Origin of the sequence: Streptomyces sp. NPDC051322, from assembly GCF_040689485.1 — a bacterium.
Classification (GTDB): domain Bacteria; phylum Actinomycetota; class Actinomycetes; order Streptomycetales; family Streptomycetaceae; genus Streptomyces.
Map to the genome: position 1 here is coordinate 87,871 of NZ_JBFBAK010000011.1, position 20,185 is coordinate 108,055.

A 20,185-nucleotide genomic window follows, 5' to 3' on the forward strand; every position below is an offset into this window, starting at 1 on the left:
ATCCGGCGTGCCGCCGGCGGCGGCTAGGCTCGGGATGTGGCGCTCAAGAACATTCCGGACTCCGGTTTCTCCGACGACGACGGCACCGCGGATCCCCGGCTGGCCTCGGCCCTCGCCGACTGGTCGCAGGACAGGTCGGCGGAGCCCGCGGTGCTCGAAGCCCTGCGGGACGCCCGGCTGCTGGTGCCGGTCGTCGCGGTGCTCGGTGAGACGGAGATCCGCGACGGGCTGCGCACCGAGAAGAACAGCGACATGGCCGTTCCCACCTTGCAGGCCGGGGACCGCAAGGCGCTGCCCGCCTTCACGTCGACCGAGTCGCTGGCCCGCTGGGACCCGCAGGCCCGCCCGGTTGCCGTACCGCTGCACCAGGCGCTGCAGGCGGCCGCCCACGAACGGGCCGACACTCTTCTGCTGGATCTGGCGGGCCCGGTTCCGTACGAGCTGACGGGCGCCGCGCTGCTCGCCCTGGCCGAGGGGCGGACCAGCACGGACCCGCTCGACGACCCGGCCGTGGCCGAGGCGGTGCGCGGCGTGGTCGCCGCCCAGCCGGACGTGCTCCGCGCCCATCTGGGGCCGGGCCGGGCCGACGGGACACTAGCCCTCGTGCTGGCGCCGGGCGCCGACCGGGTGGCGGCGACCCACCGGGTGGCCGGTGCGCTCGCGGCCGACCAGGTGCTGCGCGCCCGGCTGGTGCGGGGACTCGATCTGGCGCTGCTGCCGGAGGAGGCGCCGGCCCCCAATGCCGCGCTCTTCGAGCGCTGATCCGGGCCCGCGGAGCGTTACTCAGCGAATCCCGACAGGCACACCTGGCCACCACGACGAATAATTGCGGTGAAATCCGACAATCTTCGTGAGGTGTGAACTATGGAGACGGAGACGCGGAAGATCGTCGCCGAGTTCCTGGGAACCCTGCTGCTGGTTTTCGTCGCGGTGGGTGCCGCGGTTCTCGCCGGTGAGTACATCGGTGCCTTCGGCATCGCGCTCTGCTTCGGTTTCACCATGCTGGCGCTGGTCTACTCGCTGGGCCCGATCTCGGGCTGCCACATCAACCCGGCGGTCACACTCGGCATGCTGATGGCGGGGCGGATGAAGGTGCGCACCGCAGTGGAGTACTGGGTGGCACAACTCGTCGGAGGGATCGTCGGCGCGGCGATCCTCTACCTGCTCGCCCACCAGGTGCCGGGACTCAAGACCGACGGGGCGTTCGGCAGCAACGGCTACGGCGACAGGTCGACGCTGCACATCACCACCGGTGGCGCCTTCCTCGCGGAGTTCGTGCTGACCTTCGTGTTCGTCTTCGTCTTCCTTGCCGTGACCGACCGGCTGACGATCACCGGCTCGACCGGTCTGCCGATCGGGCTGGCTCTCGCCGGGGTCTATCTGATCGCCATCCCGCTGACCGGTGCGTCAATGAACCCGGCGCGGAGCCTGGGCCCGGCCGTCTTCGCCGGTACCTCGGCCCTCGCCCAGTTCTGGCTGTTCCTGGTCGCCCCTCTGGTCGGCGGGGCGGTCGCAGCGTACGCACACCGGTTCACCCACCCGGTCGGACTGCCGGCCGCGGAGGCCGACCGGGTCTGACGCTCAGCCGCGGACGGGCCCCGTGTACTTCTCGCCGGGCCCCTCTCCCGGCTCGTCGGGGACCGCGGAGGCCTCGCGGAAGGCCAGTTGCAGCGACTTCAGTCCGTCGCGCAGCGGCGCCGCGTGGAAGGTGCTGATCTCCGTGGCGCTGGCGGTGATCAGACCGGCCAGCGCCTGGATCAGCTTCCGCGCCTCGTCGAGGTCCTTGTGCTGCTCGCCGTCCTCGGCCAGGCCCAGGTTGACGGCCGCCGAGCTCATCAGGTGCACCGCGACCGTTGTGATCACCTCGACGGCGGGAACGTCCGCGATGTCGCGGGTCATGGCGTCGAAGCCGGGGGCATCCGCTGCGGAGCCGGGGAGGCCGGGGGAATCGGGGGAGTCGGGAGGAGGGGTCGCGTCGCTCATGGCGCCTACGATATGCGCAGCCCCGTGAGCGCCCGCGCGGAGGATCCGGTGTACGCCGGTTGGTCCGAACCGCGGCGAGGTGCTAACCTTGCGTAACGACCGGTCGGACACCTGTGTGTTCGGCCCACAAGTGGAGGCTCCGATCTCCCACCTGGCTGTCCTTCGGGACGGCGGGTCACCGGTCAGGTGGTGCCCATCGTTCCGTACGGACGATGGAAGCCGCCCGATGTGCGCCCCGCGGTAGACGCGGCGGTGCTCCGGTAGTAAAGGAGCTCCCGCCTGTGTCCCGTCCGGGGCATTTTTCATACCTCCGAGCGGTTGGTCTGTCTCATACAGACGTTACGCGGCTTTCTGCCAGACAGTCGTGTGGTGCTACCGAGGAGGATCCATCAGCGCCGAGCCCCGCATCAACGACCGGATTCGCGTTCCCGAGGTGCGACTTGTCGGACCCAGTGGCGAGCAGGTCGGCATTGTGCCGCTTGCCAAGGCCCTGGAACTGGCACAGGAGTACGACCTCGACCTGGTCGAGGTCGCGGCGACCGCCCGTCCGCCCGTGTGCAAGCTCATGGATTACGGGAAGTTCAAGTACGAGTCGGCCATGAAGGCCCGTGAGGCGCGCAAGAACCAGGCGCACACGGTCATCAAGGAAATGAAGCTCCGGCCGAAGATCGACCCGCACGACTACGACACCAAAAAGGGTCACGTCGTCCGGTTCCTCAAGCAGGGCGACAAGGTCAAGATCACGATCATGTTCCGTGGTCGTGAGCAGTCCCGCCCGGAGCTTGGCTTCCGGCTGCTTCAGCGTCTCGCTTCGGACGTCGAGGAGCTCGGGTTCATCGAGTCGAACCCGAAGCAGGACGGCCGAAACATGATCATGGTTCTCGGCCCGCACAAGAAGAAGACCGAGGCCATGGCCGAGGCTCGCGAGGCCCAGGCCGCCCGCAAGGCGGAGCGCCAGGGTTACGCGACCGACGAGGCCACGGGCGAGGCTGCCGAAGCTCCGGCCGAGGCAGCGGCCGACGAAAAGGCCGAGACATCCTCCGAAGCGTGACCGCGGGGGCCGCCACCCAGGCGGCCCCGGTCCGGTCCGGTCCGGAACACATACCAACGATCTGACGCTCCTGCTGTCCGGTGCCCGCACCGGGGGAGCGTCACTGACGAGGAGAGTACGGCGCGATGCCGAAGAACAAGACGCACAGCGGTACCAGCAAGCGCTTCAAGATCACCGGCTCGGGCAAGGTGCTCCGCGAGCGCGCCGGCAAGCGCCACCTGCTCGAGCACAAGTCGTCGAAGAAGACCCGTTCGCTGACCGGCACGGTCACGGTGGCCCCGGGCGACGCCAAGAAGGTCAAGAAGCTTCTCGGCAAGTGATGCCGCAGCCCCCGGTGACCACCGGAGGCGCGACATCGGACCGGGACCAATTCGTTTCCGGGCCGTGTGAGTCCCCCCACGGCCCCGCTACAAGGAGTTAACAAGTGGCACGCGTCAAGCGGGCAGTCAACGCCCACAAGAAGCGCCGGGCAATCCTCGAAGCCGCCAGCGGCTACCGCGGTCAGCGTTCGCGCCTGTACCGCAAGGCCAAGGAGCAGGTCACCCACTCCCTGGTCTACAACTACAACGACCGCAAGAAGCGCAAGGGCGACTTCCGCCGGCTGTGGATCCAGCGCATCAACGCCGCTGCCCGCCAGAACGGCATGACGTACAACCGCCTCATCCAGGGTCTGAACGCCGCCAACATCGAGGTGGACCGCAAGATCCTCGCCGAGCTGGCCGTCAACGACGCCAACGCGTTCGCCGCGCTGGTCGAGGTCGCGCAGAAGGCGCTCCCGAGCGACGTCAACGCGCCGAAGACCGCTGCCTGATCCAGGCGAGCTCTTCCATCGGAGGACCCGCAGACGGACACCGTCTGCGGGTCCGCTGTGTTCCGTAGTTCCGCAGCCCTTCACACCACCCCGCACGTAAAGGTGAAACGCCGACCATGGGCACCCCCGCCGAGCTGATCTCCCCGCGTTCCCCGCGCGTCGCCGCCGCCAAGCGGCTGGCCCGGCGCAACTTCCGTACCAGGGAACGCCGGTTCATCGCGGAGGGGCCACAGGCCGTACGGGAGGCGGTCGCTCACCGGTTCAACGGCGAGCCGACCCTGACCGAGCTGTTCGCCACGGCAGAGGCAGCCGAGCGGTATGCCGACATCGTGCGGGCGGCGCGGGCCGCCGGGGTGCGGGTCCACCTGGCCGCCGACGAGGTGCTCGCCGAGCTCTCGCAGACCATCACCCCGCAGGGCCTGGTCGGTGTCTGCCGTTTCCTGGACTCGCCCATCGAGGACATCATCGCCGCGCGGCCCCGGCTGGTCGCGGTCCTCGCACACGTCCGCGACCCGGGCAACGCCGGCACCGTGCTGCGCTGCGCGGACGCCGCGGGGGCCGACGCGGTGATCCTCACCGACGCCTCCGTCGACCTCTACAACCCCAAGTCCGTGCGGGCATCGGTCGGATCGCACTTCCATCTGCCGGTGGCGGTCGGCGTCCCCGTCGAGCAAGCCGTGGCCGGGCTGAAGGCCGCCGGGGTGCGGATCCTGGCCGCCGACGGCGCAGGCGACGACGACCTCGATGCCGAGCTCGACGCGGGCACCATGGGCGGGCCCACCGCATGGATCTTCGGCAACGAAGCCTGGGGACTGCCCGCGGAGACCCGCGCGCTGGCCGACGCGGTGGTCCGCGTTCCCATCCACGGCCGGGCCGAGAGTCTGAACCTCGCGACCGCCGCCGCCGTATGCCTTTATGCGTCCGCGCGTGCGCAGCGCGCTTCCGGAGGGTGCCGCTCCGTCACCTCCACCTAGTAGGGTGACGAACTCGGGGGCCCACTGCGGTATTCGGAGAGGTGGGGTACGGGGATGTCGGCCAGGTCACACGGTTCGGGCAGTTCGAGTGGTTCGATCGGGGCCGCAGGCTCCGGGGTCGACCCCGACGATCTCCCCGACGGCCTGGTCATTGCCGACGCCCGGGGCCGGATCATCTGCTTCAACGCCGCCGCCGCCCGCATCACCGCGGTGCCGAAAGCCGTCGCGCTCGGCGCCCCGCTGGAGCAGGCGCTGCCCCTGGAGGACCTCAAGGGCCGCCGCTGGTGGACTCTCACCGACCCGTACGGCGGTCTGGCCATCCGCCACGGCCAGCCGGAGCGCAATCTGCTGCTGCCGGGCGGCCGCGAGGTGCTGGTCTCCGCCCGGTACGTACGCGAACGTCCCACCGGCCCGGTGCGCCGGCTGGTGGTCTCGATCCGGGGCACCGAGGCGCGTCGGCGCACCGAGCGCAGCCACGCCGAGCTGATAGCCACCGTCGCGCACGAACTGCGTTCGCCGCTGACTTCGGTCAAGGGATTCACCGCCACCCTGCTCGCGAAGTGGGAGCGCTTCACCGACGACCAGAAGCGGCTGATGCTGGAGACCGTCGACGCGGACGCCAACCGGGTCACCCGGCTGATCGCCGAGCTGCTCGACATCTCCCGCATCGACTCGGGCCGCCTGGAGCTGCGCCGCCAGCCCGTGGACGTCGTCGCGGCCGTCGAACGGCACGTCCAGGCGCACACCGCGTCCGGACAGGACCCGGATCGCTTCCTGGTCCGCATCCGGCAGCCGCTGCCGGATCTCTGGGCCGACCCGGACAAGGTCGACCAGGTGCTCGGCAATCTGCTGGAAAATGCGGTGCGTCACGGCGAGGGAACCGTCACCATCGACGTGGCAGCCGCCTGCGCGAAGAACGACGAGAAGGGAACCGGGGTCACCGTGACCGACGAAGGACCCGGCATTCCCGAGGAGTCGATGGGCCGTGTCTTCACCCGTTTCTGGCGCGGCAGCAAACGCGGGGGCACCGGGCTCGGCCTCTACATCGTCAAGGGCATAGTCGAGGCGCACGGCGGGACGATCACCGTCGGCCGCGGACCCCGTGGCGGCGCCGAGTTCCGATTTATTCTGCCCGTGGGCGCCCCGGCCTACCTGGCCCAGTAGGGTCCACGGGCTTCTCCGCCTCCTGGCGACGTTCAGTGCCGTGACCGGCAATGTTTGCCCCGAAAGGAGCGTCGTCCAGTGCGTGCGATCGCAAGGCGGCCGGAAGTCCTTGTAGCGGAGCTACTTGGGCTTTTGGCCAACGCGGCGAGGGTGCGTGCTGGACGACGCGACGGGGCAAAGCTTGCTGGGAGGGGCACTAGACTCGACCCTTGGCACGTTTGCGTCCTTGACGTCGCTGTCGGCGAGCAGGTCGCCTCAGCCAGCAATCGGAAGTACGGGAAGAGATGTCGGCACCGAACAAGTCGTACGACCCTGTTGAGGTCGAGGCACTGAAACCTGAAGAGATCGAGCGCATGCGGAACGAGGCGCTCGCCGCCTTCGCGGCCGCCGGCGACCTCGAAGCGCTCACGCACGCCAAGACCGCACACACCGGCGGCACCTCACCGCTGGCGCTCGCCAACCGTGAGATCGGCGCGCTGCCCCCGCAGGCCAAGGCCGATGCGGGCAAGCGGGTGGGGATGGCGCGCGGTGCCGTGAACAAGGCGCTCGCGGCCCGCCAGGCGGAGCTGGAGGCCGAGCGGGACGAGCGGGTGCTGGTCGAGGAGGCGGTGGACGTCACGCTGCCCCACGACCGGATGCCCGCCGGTGCCCGGCACCCGCTGACCACGTTCATGGAGCGGGTGGCGGACATCTTCGTCGCGATGGGGTACGAGGTCGCCGAGGGCCCCGAGGTCGAGGCGGAGTGGTTCAACTTCGACGCGCTCAACTTCACGCCCGACCACCCCGCCCGGCAGATGCAGGACACCTTCTTCGTCCAGGACCCGGCAGCCGGGCCCGGCAGCCCCGCCGACGAGTCCGGTGTCGTCCTGCGTACGCACACCTCGCCGGTACAGGCCCGCACCATGCTGGACCGCGAGCCGCCCGTCTACGTCGTCTGCCCGGGGCGCGTCTACCGCACCGACGAGCTGGACGCGACGCACACCCCGGTCTTCCACCAGATCGAGCTGCTCGCCGTGGACGAGGGACTGACCATGGCCGATCTCAAGGGCACCCTGGACCACATGGTGCAGGCGCTCTTCGGCCAGGACATGACCACCCGGCTGCGCCCGAACTACTTCCCGTTCACCGAGCCGTCCGCCGAGATGGACATGCAGTGCTACGTCTGCCGAGGCGACTCGGTGGGCAACCCCGACCGCCCCTGCCGTACCTGTTCGAGCGAGGGCTGGATCGAGCTCGGCGGCTGCGGCATGGTCAACCCCAAGGTGCTCACCGCCTGCGGTGTCGACCCCCAGAAGTACAGCGGATTCGCCTTCGGATTCGGCATCGAACGAATGCTGATGTTCCGCCACAACGTCGAAGACATGCGAGACATGGTCGAGGGAGACATCCGTTTCACCCGGCCGTTCGGGATGGAGATCTGATGCGGGTCCCGCTTTCCTGGCTGCGGGAGTACGTCGATCTCCCCGCCACCGAGACCGGCCGTGATGTGCAGGCCAAGCTGATCGGCGTCGGCCTGGAGGTCGAGACGGTCGAACAGATCGGCGCGGGCCTGAAGGGCCCGCTGGTCGTCGGACAGGTACTCACCATCGAGGAACTCGAGGGCTTCAAGAAGCCCATCCGGTTCTGCACCGTCGACGTCGGCATGGCCAACGGCACCGGCAAGCCGCAGGAGATCGTCTGCGGCGCGCGGAACTTCGCGGTCGGCGACCATGTCGTCGTGGTCCTGCCGGGCGCCGTGCTGCCCGGCGACTTCGCCATCGCCGCGCGCAAGACGTACGGCAAGACCTCGCACGGCATGATCTGCTCGGGCGACGAGCTGGGCATGGGAGACTGGGGGTCCCCCCGGACGGAGTCTGGGGGAGGTTCGCACGGCATCATCGTGCTGCCGCCCGGCCATGAGACCGGCACCGACGCCATCGAGCTGCTCGAGCTGGTCGACGAGGTCCTGGACATCGCGGTCACCCCCGACCGCGGTTACGCCCTGTCCATCCGCGGTGTCGCCCGCGAGACGGCCACCGCCTACGGCCTGCCGCTCAGCGACCCCGCGCTGCTCGACGTGCCCGCGCCCAACGCGCACGGCTACCCGGTGAAGATCGCCGACCCGCAAGGGTGCGACCGCTTCACCGCCCGCACGGTCACCGGCCTCGACCCCGAAGCCCGTACCCCGGTGTGGCTGCAGCGCCGGCTGCAGAAGGCCGGGATGCGTCCGGTGTCGCTGGCGGTCGACATCACCAACTACGTGATGCTGGAGCTCGGCCAGCCACTGCACGCCTACGACCGCACCCGGATCGACGGACCGATCGGGGTGCGCAGGGCGGAGCAGGGCGAGAAGTTCACCACGCTCGACGGCGTCGCGCGGGTCCTCGACGCCGAGGACCTGGTCATCACCGACAACCGGGGCCCGATCGGCCTCGCCGGGGTGATGGGCGGCGCCAACACCGAGATCGCCGACGCCGCCGTGGACCCCGAGACCGGCCGGGTGCAAGGCACCACCGACGTCGTCATCGAGGCCGCGCACTTCGACGCCCTCTCGATCTCCCGTACCGCGCGGCGGCACAAGCTGCCGTCCGAGGCGTCCAAGCGCTTCGAGCGGGGAGTCGACCCGGAGGCCGCTTCCGCCGCCGCGCAGCGCACCGCCGACCTGCTGGTGCTGCTGGCCGGCGGCACCGCCGAGGCCGGCGTCACCGAGATCATCGCGCCGTCCGCGCCACGCTCCATCTCGATGCCCGCCGACCACCCCGACCGGGTGGCGGGTGTCAAGTACGGCCGGGAGACCGTCGTCCGCCGCCTCCAGCAGGTCGGCTGCGACGTCTACGGGCAGGACGAGCTCGTGGTCACCGTGCCGTCCTGGCGTCCGGACCTCGCCTACCCCAACGACCTGGCCGAAGAGGTCATCCGGCTGGAGGGGTACGAGAACCTGCCGTCGACGCTGCCGAGGCCGCCGGCCGGCCGCGGGCTGACCGACCGGCAGCGGCTGCACCGCAGGGTCGGCCGGGCGCTGGCCGGTGCGGGCTTCGTCGAGGCGCTGAACTACCCGTTCATCGGTCAGGCGGTGCTCGACCAGCTCGGTCTGCCCGCCGACGACGCCCGTCGGCTCACCGTGAAGCTCGCCAACCCGCTCTCCGACGAGGAGCCGGCGCTGCGGACCACGCTGCTGCCGGGCCTGCTCGCCGCACTGCGGCGCAACGCGGGACGCGGTTCGCACGACCTCGCGCTCTTCGAGACCGGTCTCGTTTTCCGGCCGACGGGCGATGAACACCCCGCCGCCCGGCTGCCGGTCGACCGCCGTCCCACCGACGAGGAGATCGCCGGGATCAACGCCACGCTGCCGCGTCAGCCGCGTCGGGTCGCCGTCGTCCTGGCCGGTGCACGCGAGCAGGCAGGCTGGTGGGGCAAGGGCCGCCCCGCCGACTGGGCGGACGCCGTCGAAGCGGCTCGTACGGTCGCCGCCGAAGCAGGCGTCGAGCTGACCGTCCGCGGTGACCGCCACGAACCCTGGCACCCGGGACGCTGCGCCGCGCTGTACGTCACCGTGGACGGGGCGGAGGTGCTTGCCGGTCATGCCGGTGAGCTGCATCCCCGGGTCATCAAGGCACTGCACCTGCCGGAACGCACCTGCGCGATGGAACTCGAGCTCGACGTGCTGGAGCAGGGGCGCATCGTGCTCGTCGCCCCCCGGATCTCGTCCTTCCCGGTGGCGACCCAGGATGTCGCGCTGGTCGTCCCTGCGGACGTGCCCGCTGCGGACGTCGAGGCCGCGCTGCGCGAGGGAGCGGGTGAACTGCTCGAGTCCCTGCGGCTGTTCGACGTGTTCACCGGTGAGCAGATCGGCGAGGGGAACAAGTCCCTTGCCTATGCGCTGCGCTTCCGCGCCACCGACCGCACGCTGACCGTCGACGAGGCGACGGCGGCACGTGACGCCGCGGTGGCACTCGCGGCGGAGCGCACGGGGGCGGTGCTGCGCGGCGCATAGCACCGCGCCACCCGAGGAGGGACCAGTGCGGGGCGTGTCCGGGTCACCGGACGCGCCCCTCACTCGTTCGGGTGAGAAGCACAGGTGATGTGCGCAGACAGGTGCGGACGGCCGACAGAATCGACCAGCCCGATACCGACCCGCCCGATCCGGATTCGAGGGGGCTGACGGCATGATCCGTGCACAGGCCGTGATCCGTACGTGGACGTGGCGCAGGACGGTCGTCTTCGGACTCCCCGGATTCTGGCTGGCGACCACAGTCGGGTGGGAGCTGGTCTCTCCACCGGTGAGTGACGAGGGGATCGCTCCGAGGCTGATCTTCTGTGCCGTACTGCTGGCCCTGGTCGGTTGTGGTCTCGCCGGTGTCCGGCTCGGTCCGGTACGGGAATTACGTCAGGTCCGGGCGGTCGCATACGCCACCCAGCGGGTACTGCTGCGGCCGCTGCCGGCCAGGATCGACGGTCTGGCCGTCGCCGCCGGCCAGCTCTCGGCCTCCCGGGGTGCGACGGTGGGCGGCGATCTGTACGAGGCGCTGGGGACAGCGCACGGAGTGCGGCTGGTGATCGGTGATGTGCGCGGTCACGGTCTGGCCGCCATCGGCGCGGTGGCCGCGGTGCTCGGCAGTTTTCGGGAAGCCGCGCACGACGAACCCGATCTGACCGGGGTGGCACGCCGGTTGGAACGGGCCCTGCAGCGTCATCTGCGGGAGCGGGCCCGCTCCGAACACCCCGCGGCGGGCGCCGCCGAGCCCGATCACCCGTCGGCCGAGGAGTTCGTCACCGTGCTGCTCCTCGAAGTCGATGAGGACGGCGCGGTGTCCGCGATCAACTGCGGGCACCCATGGCCCTACAAGCTCAAGCCGTACGAGCCCGATCCGTACGAGCCCGAGCCGCACGGACTCGCGCCGTACCGGTTCGGCAAGGTCGTCGAGCAGTTGCGCGGCGAGGAGCCGCTGCCGCCGCTGGGCACCTTCCCGCTGCCGGCGGTTCTCGTCGCCGGCCACTGCACGCGGCTGCTGCCCGGCGAGACGCTGGTCCTGCACACCGACGGCGCGACCGACGCGCGGGATTCCGCCGGGCGGTTCTTCCCGCTGGACGAAGCTCTGTCCCGGGCCGCCCGGGGTTCACCCGCCCCTTCGGCCTCGGCTGCTCCGGAGATCACTCCCGCCTCGGTGATCAGTGGGGTGCACCGGGCGCTGCTGCGCCACACCGGCGGCCGGCTCACCGACGATGTGGCGCTGCTCGTCCTCTCCAACGACCGGTCCCGGGCGCCCGGTCGGCCCGGAGTGATGTGCGCCGCCCGTCCTGCCACGGAATGCCGGGCAGTTCCGGCAGGACGGACGGCGCCGGGAGCGGGCCGTCGCACTGTACGAGGGGGAGCCGACGGCCCGGCCGCCTCCTGAGAGGCAGTTCAGTCAATCGGTGCCGGCCCCATGGGGGCAGAGTCCCGGACATCCGGGTACGAGCACTCCCTTCACACCCCGTGTGAAGCCGGCTCCACTACGCTGTGCCCCACCGAGCCACCGGAGGGCCTCCATGCTGCCCAACACCCTGCTCGACGCACTGCTCGACGAGGCCGGGATGTCCCATGCCGGCCTGGCTGCCCGGGTGAACCGGGCGGGCGCGTCCCGCGGTCTGGCCCTGAGGTACGAACACACCGCCGTCGCCCGGTGGTTGAAGGGCCAACGGCCACGTGGCCAGGTGCCCGACCTGCTCTGCGAGGTACTCGCCGCGCGACTGCACCGCACCGTGACGCTCGACGACATCGGCCTCGGCGTACCGGGCGGACCCGCGCCGGTGCACGGCACCCCGCTCTCCGGATTCGTGGAGCGGGCGGCGGCGTTGTGGCGCTCCGACGAGCAGCAGCGCCCACACCTCCTGGGCGCCTCCGCGGTGACCGGGACTCCGGCGGTGCTGCCGGTCTGGGAGTGGGAGAACCCGCCGGAGGACATCGACGTCTCGCGCAGTGGCCCCACCAGGGTCAGCCCCGCCGACACCGAGATGCTCCGCGCGGCCCGCGCGCACTACGAGCAGATGTACCGGAAGGCGGGTGGCATCGCGACCCGGGCCCGCATCGTCGGATTCCTCAACTTCGAGACCGCGCCCCTGCTGCGTGGCAGCTACAGCGACGCCACCGGGCGGCAACTGCACCGCGCCACCGGCGGTTTGGTGGCCATGGCCGGAATCTGCGCCTACGACTCGAATGCGCAGGGGCTCGCCCAGCGCTATTTCCATCAGGCGCTGCGGCTGGCCAAGGCGAGCGGCGATCGAGGTCTCGGCGCGTATGTCGTCGCTCTGCTCGTCAATCAGGCGCTGTTCATGCGGGAGTACCGGCAGGCGGTGGCGTTCGCGGAGGCGGCGCTGCGCGCAGCGGGCAAGGACCTCACCCCGGCACTCGGCACCGATCTGCACGCCATGCAGGGCAAGGCGTATGCGTACCTGGGGGACGCGGGCAGCGCGCTGTCCTGCATCAGGCGGGCGGAGTCGGCCGCGGAGCGCATCAGGCCGGGCGCCGAGCCGGACGAAACCGGCTACGTCCAGCCCGGCCTGGTCAACGTACAAGTGGCGGAGGCGCTGCTCAGGCTCGGCGATCTGCCGGCCGCCAGGTCGCAGGCCGTGGCGGCGGCCGCGGCTCCCGCACACGACCGGGGCCGGGTCCACCGGCTTGCGATGCTCGCCCAGATCGAACTGCGGCAGGGCGATGCCGATCGGGCGGTGGCCACCGCCGCCGAAATGGCGGTGCAGGCCAGGGGCATGGAATCGCAGCGACTGCGGGACCGGCTGCGTGCGGTCCGCGACCACCTGCTGGACAGCGGCTTCAGCGGGGCCCGGGAAGCGGCTGCTCTTATTGACGGAGCGCTGCGCGTTCCCCTGTGAGCGCGTCACTGCTGCCATATTGCCATCGACTTGTCGGAAGGTGGCAGAACTGTGCAGTGGACGAACTTAAGCGAACGAAATGTGTACAAGAACCGCTGGTTTCGGGTCAACCTGGCGGACGTCGCCCTCCCGGACGGCACCCATCTGGACCACTTCGTGATCCGGCTGCGCCCGGTGGCGGTGGCGACCGTCGTCAATGAGGCCAATGAAGTGCTGCTGCTCTGGCGGCACCGGTTCATCACGGACAGCTGGGGCTGGGAACTCGCCGCGGGTGTCGTCGAGGACGGCGAGGCGGTCGAAGCCGCCGCCGCCCGCGAAATGGAGGAGGAGACCGGCTGGCGGCCCGGTCCGCTCCAGCATCTGCTGACCGTCGAACCGTCCAACGGCCTCACCGATGCCCGCCATCACCTCTACTGGAGCGACCGGGGCGTCTACACCGGCCATCCCGCCGACGACTTCGAGTCGTCACGCCGCGCGTGGGTGCCGCTGAAGCTGGTGCCGGACATGATCGCCCGAGGCGAGGTGCCGGCCGCGAACATGGCGGCCGGGCTGCTGATGCTGCACCACCTGCGCCTGGGCTGACACAGGCGCGCACCCCTCGGTGGTGGCGGTGCGGCGTGCGGGGCGGACGAGCCCACGCGGGCGACGCAGCCGGCAGGTGGTCCTCGTACTCGCCGGCGCTCACCGGGTTCAGGAGTCAGTCGCGGTGGCGACTGTCCTCCATCCTGGTCATGAGCGCCTGATGGCTGCGCCGGACGTGCTCCCGCATGACGCGCTCCGCCCCGTCCCCGTCCTTGGCGAGGATCAGGTCGAGTACGCGATGGTGCTCGTGGTCGGACTCGCTGAGGCGGCCCGGCTGGGACAGGGACGTGCGGACGAGGCGAGAGTAGGCGAGCTGGTTCATCAGGGTGCGGTAGTGGGCCTCAAGCTTGGAGTTGTCGGCCCCGATCATGATCAGCTCGTGGAAGTCGTGCACCAGCTTCTCGTACTGCTCGGAGTCGCCGGCGCGCACCGCCTCGTCGGCGGCGCTCATGTTGGCGGCCAGTCGTTCCACCTCGGGCACGTTGCCGCGGAAGGCGAGGAGGCGGGCTGCCGCGCCTTCGAGGAGTTCCTTCATCTGGAAGAGTTCCGTGATCTCGCGGCGTGACGGCACGGCGACGAACGTGCCGACCCGCGGGCGCACCTCCACCAAGCCCTCGATCTGGAGCTGTTTGAGGGCCTCGCGAATGGGGGTGCGGCTGACGCCGAAGGTCTGCGACAGCGTCATCTCGGAGAGGCTGGAGCGCGGCGGTAGCTCCCCACTGATGATCATCCGGCGCAGCTCTTCGGCGACCTTCGCCTGCATGCTGGTCTGCTGCAGCGGCCTGCGTGCGGGTTGGTTGGGCTCTTGCATGGCACGTGAACCTAGTCTGCCGGGTTATGTAGCGTCAATTAACAGGAATGCGCAGGATTGCCATACAAGGTGGCCCGGGCAATGCCTGAGGGGCCCTCGCGAGAGGGCCCCCTGGAGGAGGCGTCCTACTGGAAGGCCGGGACGACCTCCTTGATAAACATTTGCAGCGACTCGCGCTTCTCCTCGTGGGACAGCGTGTTGTCGATCCAGAAGCTGTACTCGTCGACGCCCAGCTCCTCGTAGCCGCGCAGCCGCTCAGTGATCTCGGCCGGTGTGCCGATCATCGCGGTCTTGTGCAGGGCCTCGGGCGTGAACTCGGAGCGCTCGGCGAACTTCTCCTGTGGGCTGGGCTCGAGGAAGCCGTTGACGGGGGTCTTCCTGTTACCGAACCAGGCGTCGAATGTGCGGTAGAACCGGTTGATGCCCTCGGCGGCCGGGCGCCAGCCCTCCGGGTCTTCCGCAGCGTGCACGTGGGTGTGGCGCAGCACCATGATGTCGGGGCGCTCCACCTCGGGGCGATTGGCCACGGCGGTGTCGAACTTGTCCTTGAGCGCGGCGACCTCCTCGTCACCCTTCATGAGCGGGGTCACCATGACGTTGCAGCCCTGGGAGACCGCGAAGTCGTGCGAGGCGGGGTCACGGGCGGCGATCCACATCGGCGGGGTGGGCTGTTGTACCGGCTTGGGCACGCTGGTCGACGTCGGGAACTGCCAGATCTCGCCGTCGTGGGCGTAGTCGCCCTGCCACAAAGCCCGCACTGCGGGGACGAGTTCACGCAGGTGCTTGCCGCCGTCGCCGGCGGCAAGCCCGTCTGCGAGGCGGTCGAACTCGATCTGGTAGGCGCCGCGAGCGAGCCCGACCTCGGCCCGGCCATTGCTGATGACATCGAGCAGCGCGGTCTCTCCTGCGGCCCGGATCGGGTGCCAGAACGGGGCGATGATCGTGCCCGCTCCGAGCCGGATCGTGTCTGTCTTCGCCGCCAGGTGCGCCAGAATCGGTATCGGGCTGGGCGAGATGGTGTACTCCATGGCGTGGTGCTCGCCGACCCACACCGTGCTGAACCCGCCTGCCTCGGCCATCTGCGTCAGCTCGGTGAGGTTCTCGAAGAGTTCGCGGTGGGTGATGTTCTCGTCCCAGCGCTCCATGTGTACGAACAGCGAAAACCTCATGACAGCTCCTTCTCTGCGGTGGGGGTGGCCCGCATTTCGGCGATGGTGGTGTCGCCGGTGGCCCAGTGCGTGGTGGGGACCTCGTGGATGACGACTCGGATGTATTCGGGCCGGGTGTCCACGGAGCGCAGCACGGCCGTGTGGACCTCGTGCTGGAGGGTCCGGATCTGCTCGGGGGTACGGCCCTCGGCGAGCGTGATGGTGACCTGGGGCATGTCGGTCAGCTCCGCATCGTGAACGGATCGGCCACGGGCTCTTCGCTCGTGTTGATCCATACGCTCTTGAGCCGGGTGTACTCCTTGATGGTTTCGGTGCCGTGCTCGACGCCGACGCCGCTGGCCTTGAAGCCCTGGCGCGGGGACATCGGCGACATGGCCCGGTAGGTGTTGACCCAGATGGTTCCCGCGTCGAGCCGCCCGGCGACCCGGTGCGCGCGGGACAGGTTGGTGGTCCAGATGCCGGCGGCGAGGCCGTAGTCGGTGTCATTGGCGAGGCGTACGACATCGTCCTCGGTGTCGAACGGCATGATCGCGACGACCGGGCCGAAGATCTCCTCGCGTACGACCCGCATGCAGTTGTCGACGTCGACCAGGACGGTCGGCTCGTAGAAGAACCCGCCCGTGCCCCCGTCGGTGGGTGCGCCGCCTGTCAGCACCCTGGCGCCTTCCTCGCGTCCGAGGTCGACGTATGCGGCGACCTTGTCGCGCTGCGCCTCGAAGGCGAGCGGTCCGAGTTCGGTGGCCTCGTCCAGGGGGTCGCCGATGCGGATGGACTTGGCGCGCTCGCAGACGCGGTCCAGGAGTTCGTCGTAGACGGAGCGGTGGGCGAAGACGCGGCTGCCGGCGATGCAGGTCTGGCCCGCCGCGGCGAAGACACCGGCGATGACACCCATGGCGGCGTTCGCCACGTTCGCGTCCTCGAAGACGATCTGCGGTGACTTGCCGCCGAGTTCGAGAGTGGAGCCGATGAAGCGGCCCGCTGCCGTAGCGGCGATCCGCGATCCGGTGGCGGTGGAACCGGTGAAGGAGATCTTGGCCAGGCCCTCGTGGTTGACGAGGGCCTGACCGGCCTCGGCGCCGTACCCCGTGACGACGTTGACGACGCCGGGCGGGAAGCCGGCCTCCAGGGCCAGTTCGGCGAGGCGCAGCCCGCTGGCCGAGGTGTACTCGGAGGGCTTGACGACGACTGTGTTGCCCGCGCACAGGGCGGGCGCCAGCTTGCTGGTGGTGAGGGTCAGCGGCGAGTTCCAGGGCGTGATCGCGCCGACGACGCCGAGGGGTTCGCGCGCCGTGTAGTTGAGGACGGCGCGGTCGGAGGTGGGGATGGTCTCACCGTGGATCTTGTCGGCGAGCCCCGCGTAGTAGTGGAAGTACTCCGGCAGCGTGGCGAGTTGGCCGCGCATCTCGCGCAGCAGCTTGCCGTTGTCACGTGACTCCATGAGGGCGAGTTCCTCGGCGTTATCAGCGATGAGCTCGCCGAGGCGGCGCAGGAGGTGCCCTCGGCTGGTCTGGTTCAGGTCGCGCCAGCTCGGGTCGTCGAAGGCCTCGCGTGCAGCGGTGACGGCCTTGTCGATGTCGGCGGCCGTGCCACGGGCCGCGCGGTAGAGGGGGCGGCGGGTGGCCGGGTCGGTGCTCTCGAAGTACTCGCCTGCGGTCGGCTCGACCCACCTGCCGCCGATGAAGTGCTTCCAGGTCGTGAGCTCAGACATGTGCGGTGTCTCCATGTGCGCTCTCTGTGATGAACGTGGTGAGGGCCTCGGCGAACGCTTCCGGGCGCTCGACGGGCAGCATGTGTCGCGCCCCGGGCACGATCACTGCCCGGCACGAGGGCAGCGCCGCGGCGAGCCGGTGTGTCATCTCCGGGGTGGATCCGAGGTCGTTCTCCCCGGTCATGGCGAGCGCGGGCGCGGTGATGTCACCGAGTCGCGGGCCGAGTTCGGCGTCGGCGCCCGCGAACACCCGGTAGCAGCCGAGAAAGGAGTCGACGTCGTTGGCGCTCAAGGTGGCACGCGTCTGGTCGATCACATCGTGAGGCACGGTGGTGCCCGCGTACCAGCGCTCGATGGACGCCCCGGTGCTGGCTGCGAAGTCGCTCTCGGCGTTGCGCAGCCGGGCCTGGACGGCTGCCCGCTCTGTGGGGGTGCGGCGGCAGACGGAGCTCACCGAGGTGAGCGTCCGCGTCAGCTCCGGCCGGTGCAGGGCGATGTGCTGGGCGACCAGTGCGCCGAGCGAGAACCCGGCCAGATGCGAGCCGACCGGAATATGCCCGGCGACTCCGTCGGCGAGCTCCGCGAGGGTCACGTCGCCGCGCACGGGCCGGCGGGCGCCGTGACCGGGCAGGTCGAGCGCGACGACGGTGAATCGGTCGGCCAGCAGGGCGGTGACGGGCTCCCACATGGTGCGGTCGAGACCGACACCGTGCAGAAGTACGAGGGGCGGCTTGTCCATGGCGGTTGCCTACTGCTCGGTGGAGAGCGGGGCGAGCCGGGCCTGCGGGCGCCCCTGGGCGGCGGCGGCCAGACCGATGACGATCTCGTCGGCGCGGGGACCGTCCGGAACGCGTACCTCGATGCTCTGGTGGTGCGAGCGGATGGTGGCGTCGGTGATGTGCTTGAGCGGGATGTCGAAGACGCCGCCTGCGACCGCGCGCTTCTCCACCGCCGGTAGAAGCGTGGTGGCGTTCGCCGCCTTGCGGAAGTGGTCGCCGAACTTGAGCGTGTGGATCAGGGCGCTGCCGTGCTCCACCTCGCCGTCGAGGCCGACGACCGCGGCCTTCCCGTACGCCTCGACGGGCGCGCCGAGCGCTTCCACGACGCGAGGTGCGAGCAGCTCACCGAGCTGGGGCGCCACTTCGTCGATGCGGGGCAGCAGGTCCTCGACGAAGCCCTGCCCCGCCCACGGGTTCTCGATCACGGCGAGTACCACTGCGGTGCGGGCAATCGGGTCGACGGGGCGGCCGCCCTCGGCGTGGATGTCTTCGACGTACGTAATGATCTTGCGGAGGTTCATCAGGTGGTCTCCAAGTCGGCGAGCCGGACCACGGGGTCCTGGCGGCGGTCTCCGATACGGGCGTTGGGTCGCGGCCCCGAAGCGGCGGCGGCGACCACGACGATCTCGTCGGGGCGCGGTGCGTCCGGCACCCGGATCTGCACGGTCTGGTAGTGGGAGCGGGTGGCGGCTGCGGTCTTGTGCCACACAGGGACGGTCAGCGGTTCACCTGCTGAGAGCCGGTCGTCGCTGAAGACGATGATCGAAGTGCCCTCGGTCATCTCCCGCAGCACATTGCCGAAGTACGGGGTGTGGATCAGCGCCCCACCGTGCTCGATCTCCCCGTCGAGCCCGACGAGGGCCGCCTTGCCGAACGCCTCGATGCGGTCCACCCCGCCCAGCATCTCGATCAGCCGGTCGGTGAGGAGCCGCCCGATCCCCGGCGCGATGTTCTCCACTTCGGGCTGCAGGTCGGCGACGAAGCCGCGCCCTGCCCAGGGGTTCTCGATCACGGCGGCTGCGGCGACGCGTCGTACGGGGGTCGCGACCGGCCGCCCGAGTTCCAGGAGTACCTCGTCGGCCACGGTAACGACCTTGCGCAGTCTGCCTCTTGTGGGCGTGGCCCACAGCTGTTGGCCTGCTGATTGTTGCTGTGCCATGGCAGCGAGGCTACGAGTCACCCCCGGAGTCGTCAAGAGTCAGCAGCAAACGAAAGCTCCTGACCTAGGCATTCACAGATAGTCGCTCGGAAAAGGAGCGAATTCTGCTCGAACCATTGACACGACGGATGTGGCGTTCCTACGGTCCTCTGCCATACAACAGAACTGCCATGCAAGGGTCATCGAGGGAGCCGTCATGTCATCCATGCTCGAACACACCATCGACGCCACGGGTCGCCCGGCCCGGCTGCGGACCGCCTGGGACGCTGCCTGGAACCGGGGGGAAGTCGATGCCCTGGACGCCGTGTTGAGCCCCGGCTATGTGCGTCGCCGCGGTCCGGCCGGCACTGCCCAGAACCGCGCCGGGTTCAAGGAAAGCATCAGCGCCGTGCGCGCGGCGTTCCCCGATCTGCACACCGAGATCGAGGACCTGGTCGAGGACGGGGACCGGCTGGCCATCCGCTGGCGTAGCACGGGCAGGCACACGGACACCTTCCTCGGTGTGCCGCCGACCGGGCGGCCCGTCGAGGTGTCCGGCGCCACCTTCGCCCGTTTCGACGGTGACACCGTCACCGAGGAGTCGGTGACCTTCGACTCCCGGCAGCTCCTCGAGGCGCTCGGCATCATCACGACAGCGCACGAGGCCGCCGTCGACCCCGACCTGGTCAAGGGGGTGCACCGCAAGTTCATCACCGGTGTCACCGTGGTGACCACAGACGACGGCGGGACCCCCAAGGGCCTCGCGGTGAACGCCTTCTCCAGCATCTCGCTCGACCCGCCGATGGTCCTGGTGTGTGTCCAGCGGAGCTCATCGACGCACCCCGCGCTGCACCGCGCGACCCACATAGGCATCAACATTCTCGCCGCCGACCAGCTCGATGTGGCGAAGGTGTTCGCGAGCAAGGGCACCGACAAGTTCGCCGCCCTCGACTGGGCACCCGGCGAACACGGCGCCCCCCTGCTCGACGGCTCCGCCGCCCAGCTCGAGGTCGAGATCGGCGAGCGCCTGGAGGCCGGAAGTCACACCGTGTTCACCGGCCGCGTGGTGTCCGCCCGACACGACGACCGCGCCCCGCTCGTCTACAGCGGTGGCGGCTTCTTCGACATCTCGCAGACGGCGCCCCTTCCGTGGTGACTCGCGTCCG

The 20,185-nt window shown here is 69.9% G+C and carries 21 protein-coding genes; 13 read left to right on the forward strand and 8 right to left on the reverse strand.

Features of this window, described 5'->3' with window-relative positions:
- Positions 1-36 precede the first annotated feature (36 nt).
- Positions 37-762, forward strand: coding sequence for an SseB family protein (locus tag AB0436_RS24775; protein WP_366470130.1), 726 nt, complete (start codon positions 37-39; stop codon positions 760-762).
- 102 nt (positions 763-864) lie between these two features.
- Complete coding sequence (locus AB0436_RS24780; protein WP_366470131.1) at positions 865-1,578, forward strand: MIP family channel protein; 714 nt, start codon at positions 865-867, stop codon at positions 1,576-1,578.
- A 3-nt stretch (positions 1,579-1,581) separates the two neighbouring features.
- Here AB0436_RS24780 and AB0436_RS24785 read toward each other — a convergent pair whose 3' ends face one another.
- A complete protein-coding gene (locus AB0436_RS24785) occupies positions 1,582-1,983 on the reverse strand; it encodes a DUF1844 domain-containing protein (RefSeq protein ID WP_366470132.1) in 402 nt (133 codons plus the stop codon).
- Positions 1,984-2,347: 364 nt separating this feature from the next.
- On the opposite strand from AB0436_RS24785, the gene infC reads away from it, so the two are divergent.
- From infC to AB0436_RS24835, 10 genes are all read left to right on the forward strand, one after another.
- Positions 2,348-3,034, forward strand: a complete 687-nt coding sequence (gene infC, locus AB0436_RS24790; protein WP_365854317.1) for a translation initiation factor IF-3 — start codon at positions 2,348-2,350, stop codon at positions 3,032-3,034.
- A 125-nt stretch (positions 3,035-3,159) separates the two neighbouring features.
- On the forward strand, positions 3,160-3,354 hold the full coding sequence (rpmI, locus tag AB0436_RS24795; RefSeq protein ID WP_328539730.1) for a 50S ribosomal protein L35: 195 nt from the start codon (positions 3,160-3,162) through the stop codon (positions 3,352-3,354).
- A gap of 104 nt (positions 3,355-3,458) precedes the next feature.
- Positions 3,459-3,845 (forward strand): 50S ribosomal protein L20, encoded by a 387-nt coding sequence (gene rplT / locus AB0436_RS24800; protein ID WP_365854321.1) that lies wholly within the window; start codon positions 3,459-3,461, stop codon positions 3,843-3,845.
- A 116-nt stretch (positions 3,846-3,961) separates the two neighbouring features.
- Complete coding sequence (locus AB0436_RS24805; RefSeq protein WP_366470133.1) at positions 3,962-4,819, forward strand: RNA methyltransferase; 858 nt, start codon at positions 3,962-3,964, stop codon at positions 4,817-4,819.
- A gap of 54 nt (positions 4,820-4,873) precedes the next feature.
- Positions 4,874-5,983, forward strand: a complete 1,110-nt coding sequence (locus AB0436_RS24810; RefSeq protein WP_366470134.1) for an ATP-binding protein — start codon at positions 4,874-4,876, stop codon at positions 5,981-5,983.
- A gap of 284 nt (positions 5,984-6,267) precedes the next feature.
- A complete protein-coding gene (gene pheS, locus AB0436_RS24815; RefSeq protein ID WP_366470135.1) occupies positions 6,268-7,404 on the forward strand; it encodes a phenylalanine--tRNA ligase subunit alpha in 1,137 nt (378 codons plus the stop codon).
- Positions 7,404-9,956 (forward strand): phenylalanine--tRNA ligase subunit beta, encoded by a 2,553-nt coding sequence (pheT, locus tag AB0436_RS24820; RefSeq protein WP_366470136.1) that lies wholly within the window; start codon positions 7,404-7,406, stop codon positions 9,954-9,956. Before pheS ends, pheT begins: the two co-directional genes overlap by 1 nt.
- Positions 9,957-10,128: 172 nt before the next feature.
- The gene (locus tag AB0436_RS24825; RefSeq protein ID WP_366470137.1) at positions 10,129-11,358 is read left to right on the forward strand and encodes a PP2C family protein-serine/threonine phosphatase; all 1,230 of its coding nucleotides are present in this window, start codon (positions 10,129-10,131) and stop codon (positions 11,356-11,358) included.
- A gap of 133 nt (positions 11,359-11,491) precedes the next feature.
- Entirely contained in the window at positions 11,492-12,832 is a 1,341-nt protein-coding gene (locus AB0436_RS24830; protein WP_366470138.1) for a transcriptional regulator, read from the forward strand.
- Between the two features lie 51 nt (positions 12,833-12,883).
- The gene (locus AB0436_RS24835) at positions 12,884-13,414 is read left to right on the forward strand and encodes an NUDIX domain-containing protein (RefSeq protein ID WP_366470139.1); all 531 of its coding nucleotides are present in this window, start codon (positions 12,884-12,886) and stop codon (positions 13,412-13,414) included.
- Between the two features lie 115 nt (positions 13,415-13,529).
- Here AB0436_RS24835 and AB0436_RS24840 read toward each other — a convergent pair whose 3' ends face one another.
- The 7 genes from AB0436_RS24840 to AB0436_RS24870 form a co-directional block, all read right to left on the reverse strand.
- Positions 13,530-14,225, reverse strand: coding sequence for a GntR family transcriptional regulator (locus tag AB0436_RS24840; protein WP_366470140.1), 696 nt, complete (start codon positions 14,223-14,225; stop codon positions 13,530-13,532).
- 125 nt (positions 14,226-14,350) lie between these two features.
- A complete protein-coding gene (locus tag AB0436_RS24845) occupies positions 14,351-15,394 on the reverse strand; it encodes an LLM class flavin-dependent oxidoreductase (protein WP_366470141.1) in 1,044 nt (347 codons plus the stop codon).
- Positions 15,391-15,609: a tautomerase family protein gene (locus tag AB0436_RS24850; RefSeq protein WP_366470142.1), complete on the reverse strand. Its 219-nt coding sequence runs from the start codon at positions 15,607-15,609 to the stop codon at positions 15,391-15,393. The genes AB0436_RS24845 and AB0436_RS24850 overlap by 4 nt, the downstream gene beginning before the upstream one ends.
- 5 nt (positions 15,610-15,614) lie before the next feature.
- Positions 15,615-17,102 (reverse strand): aldehyde dehydrogenase, encoded by a 1,488-nt coding sequence (locus AB0436_RS24855; protein ID WP_366470143.1) that lies wholly within the window; start codon positions 17,100-17,102, stop codon positions 15,615-15,617.
- Positions 17,095-17,841, reverse strand: a complete 747-nt coding sequence (locus AB0436_RS24860) for an alpha/beta fold hydrolase (protein ID WP_366470144.1) — start codon at positions 17,839-17,841, stop codon at positions 17,095-17,097. Before AB0436_RS24860 ends, AB0436_RS24855 begins: the two co-directional genes overlap by 8 nt.
- A 9-nt stretch (positions 17,842-17,850) precedes the next feature.
- The gene (locus AB0436_RS24865) at positions 17,851-18,402 is read right to left on the reverse strand and encodes an amino acid synthesis family protein (RefSeq protein WP_366470145.1); all 552 of its coding nucleotides are present in this window, start codon (positions 18,400-18,402) and stop codon (positions 17,851-17,853) included.
- Positions 18,402-19,040: an amino acid synthesis family protein gene (locus AB0436_RS24870; RefSeq protein WP_366470146.1), complete on the reverse strand. Its 639-nt coding sequence runs from the start codon at positions 19,038-19,040 to the stop codon at positions 18,402-18,404. The genes AB0436_RS24865 and AB0436_RS24870 overlap by 1 nt, the downstream gene beginning before the upstream one ends.
- A 196-nt stretch (positions 19,041-19,236) precedes the next feature.
- Here AB0436_RS24870 and AB0436_RS24875 point away from each other — a divergent pair, with 196 nt between their 5' ends.
- Positions 19,237-20,175 carry a flavin reductase gene (locus AB0436_RS24875; protein WP_366470147.1) on the forward strand — a complete coding sequence of 313 codons (939 nt, stop codon included), beginning with the start codon at positions 19,237-19,239 and terminating at the stop codon, positions 20,173-20,175.
- Positions 20,176-20,185: the final 10 nt, after the last annotated feature.

Excerpts from the sequence above, each read along its gene's own strand:
- AB0436_RS24780 (WP_366470131.1), top strand. The coding sequence starts at position 865 with ATGGAGACGGAGACGCGGAAGATCGTCGCCGAGTTCCTGGGAACCCTG.
- AB0436_RS24785 (WP_366470132.1), bottom strand. The coding sequence starts at position 1,983 with ATGAGCGACGCGACCCCTCCTCCCGACTCCCCCGATTCCCCCGGCCTC.
- rpmI (WP_328539730.1), top strand. The coding sequence starts at position 3,160 with ATGCCGAAGAACAAGACGCACAGCGGTACCAGCAAGCGCTTCAAGATC.
- AB0436_RS24805 (WP_366470133.1), top strand. The coding sequence starts at position 3,962 with ATGGGCACCCCCGCCGAGCTGATCTCCCCGCGTTCCCCGCGCGTCGCC.
- AB0436_RS24810 (WP_366470134.1), top strand. The coding sequence starts at position 4,874 with ATGTCGGCCAGGTCACACGGTTCGGGCAGTTCGAGTGGTTCGATCGGG.
- pheS (WP_366470135.1), top strand. The coding sequence starts at position 6,268 with ATGTCGGCACCGAACAAGTCGTACGACCCTGTTGAGGTCGAGGCACTG.
- pheT (WP_366470136.1), top strand. The coding sequence starts at position 7,404 with ATGCGGGTCCCGCTTTCCTGGCTGCGGGAGTACGTCGATCTCCCCGCC.
- AB0436_RS24825 (WP_366470137.1), top strand. The coding sequence starts at position 10,129 with ATGATCCGTGCACAGGCCGTGATCCGTACGTGGACGTGGCGCAGGACG.
- AB0436_RS24830 (WP_366470138.1), top strand. The coding sequence starts at position 11,492 with ATGCTGCCCAACACCCTGCTCGACGCACTGCTCGACGAGGCCGGGATG.
- AB0436_RS24840 (WP_366470140.1), bottom strand. The coding sequence starts at position 14,225 with ATGCAAGAGCCCAACCAACCCGCACGCAGGCCGCTGCAGCAGACCAGC.
- AB0436_RS24845 (WP_366470141.1), bottom strand. The coding sequence starts at position 15,394 with ATGAGGTTTTCGCTGTTCGTACACATGGAGCGCTGGGACGAGAACATC.
- AB0436_RS24850 (WP_366470142.1), bottom strand. The coding sequence starts at position 15,609 with ATGCCCCAGGTCACCATCACGCTCGCCGAGGGCCGTACCCCCGAGCAG.
- AB0436_RS24855 (WP_366470143.1), bottom strand. The coding sequence starts at position 17,102 with ATGTCTGAGCTCACGACCTGGAAGCACTTCATCGGCGGCAGGTGGGTC.
- AB0436_RS24860 (WP_366470144.1), bottom strand. The coding sequence starts at position 17,841 with ATGGACAAGCCGCCCCTCGTACTTCTGCACGGTGTCGGTCTCGACCGC.
- AB0436_RS24865 (WP_366470145.1), bottom strand. The coding sequence starts at position 18,402 with ATGAACCTCCGCAAGATCATTACGTACGTCGAAGACATCCACGCCGAG.
- AB0436_RS24870 (WP_366470146.1), bottom strand. The coding sequence starts at position 19,040 with ATGGCACAGCAACAATCAGCAGGCCAACAGCTGTGGGCCACGCCCACA.
- AB0436_RS24875 (WP_366470147.1), top strand. The coding sequence starts at position 19,237 with ATGTCATCCATGCTCGAACACACCATCGACGCCACGGGTCGCCCGGCC.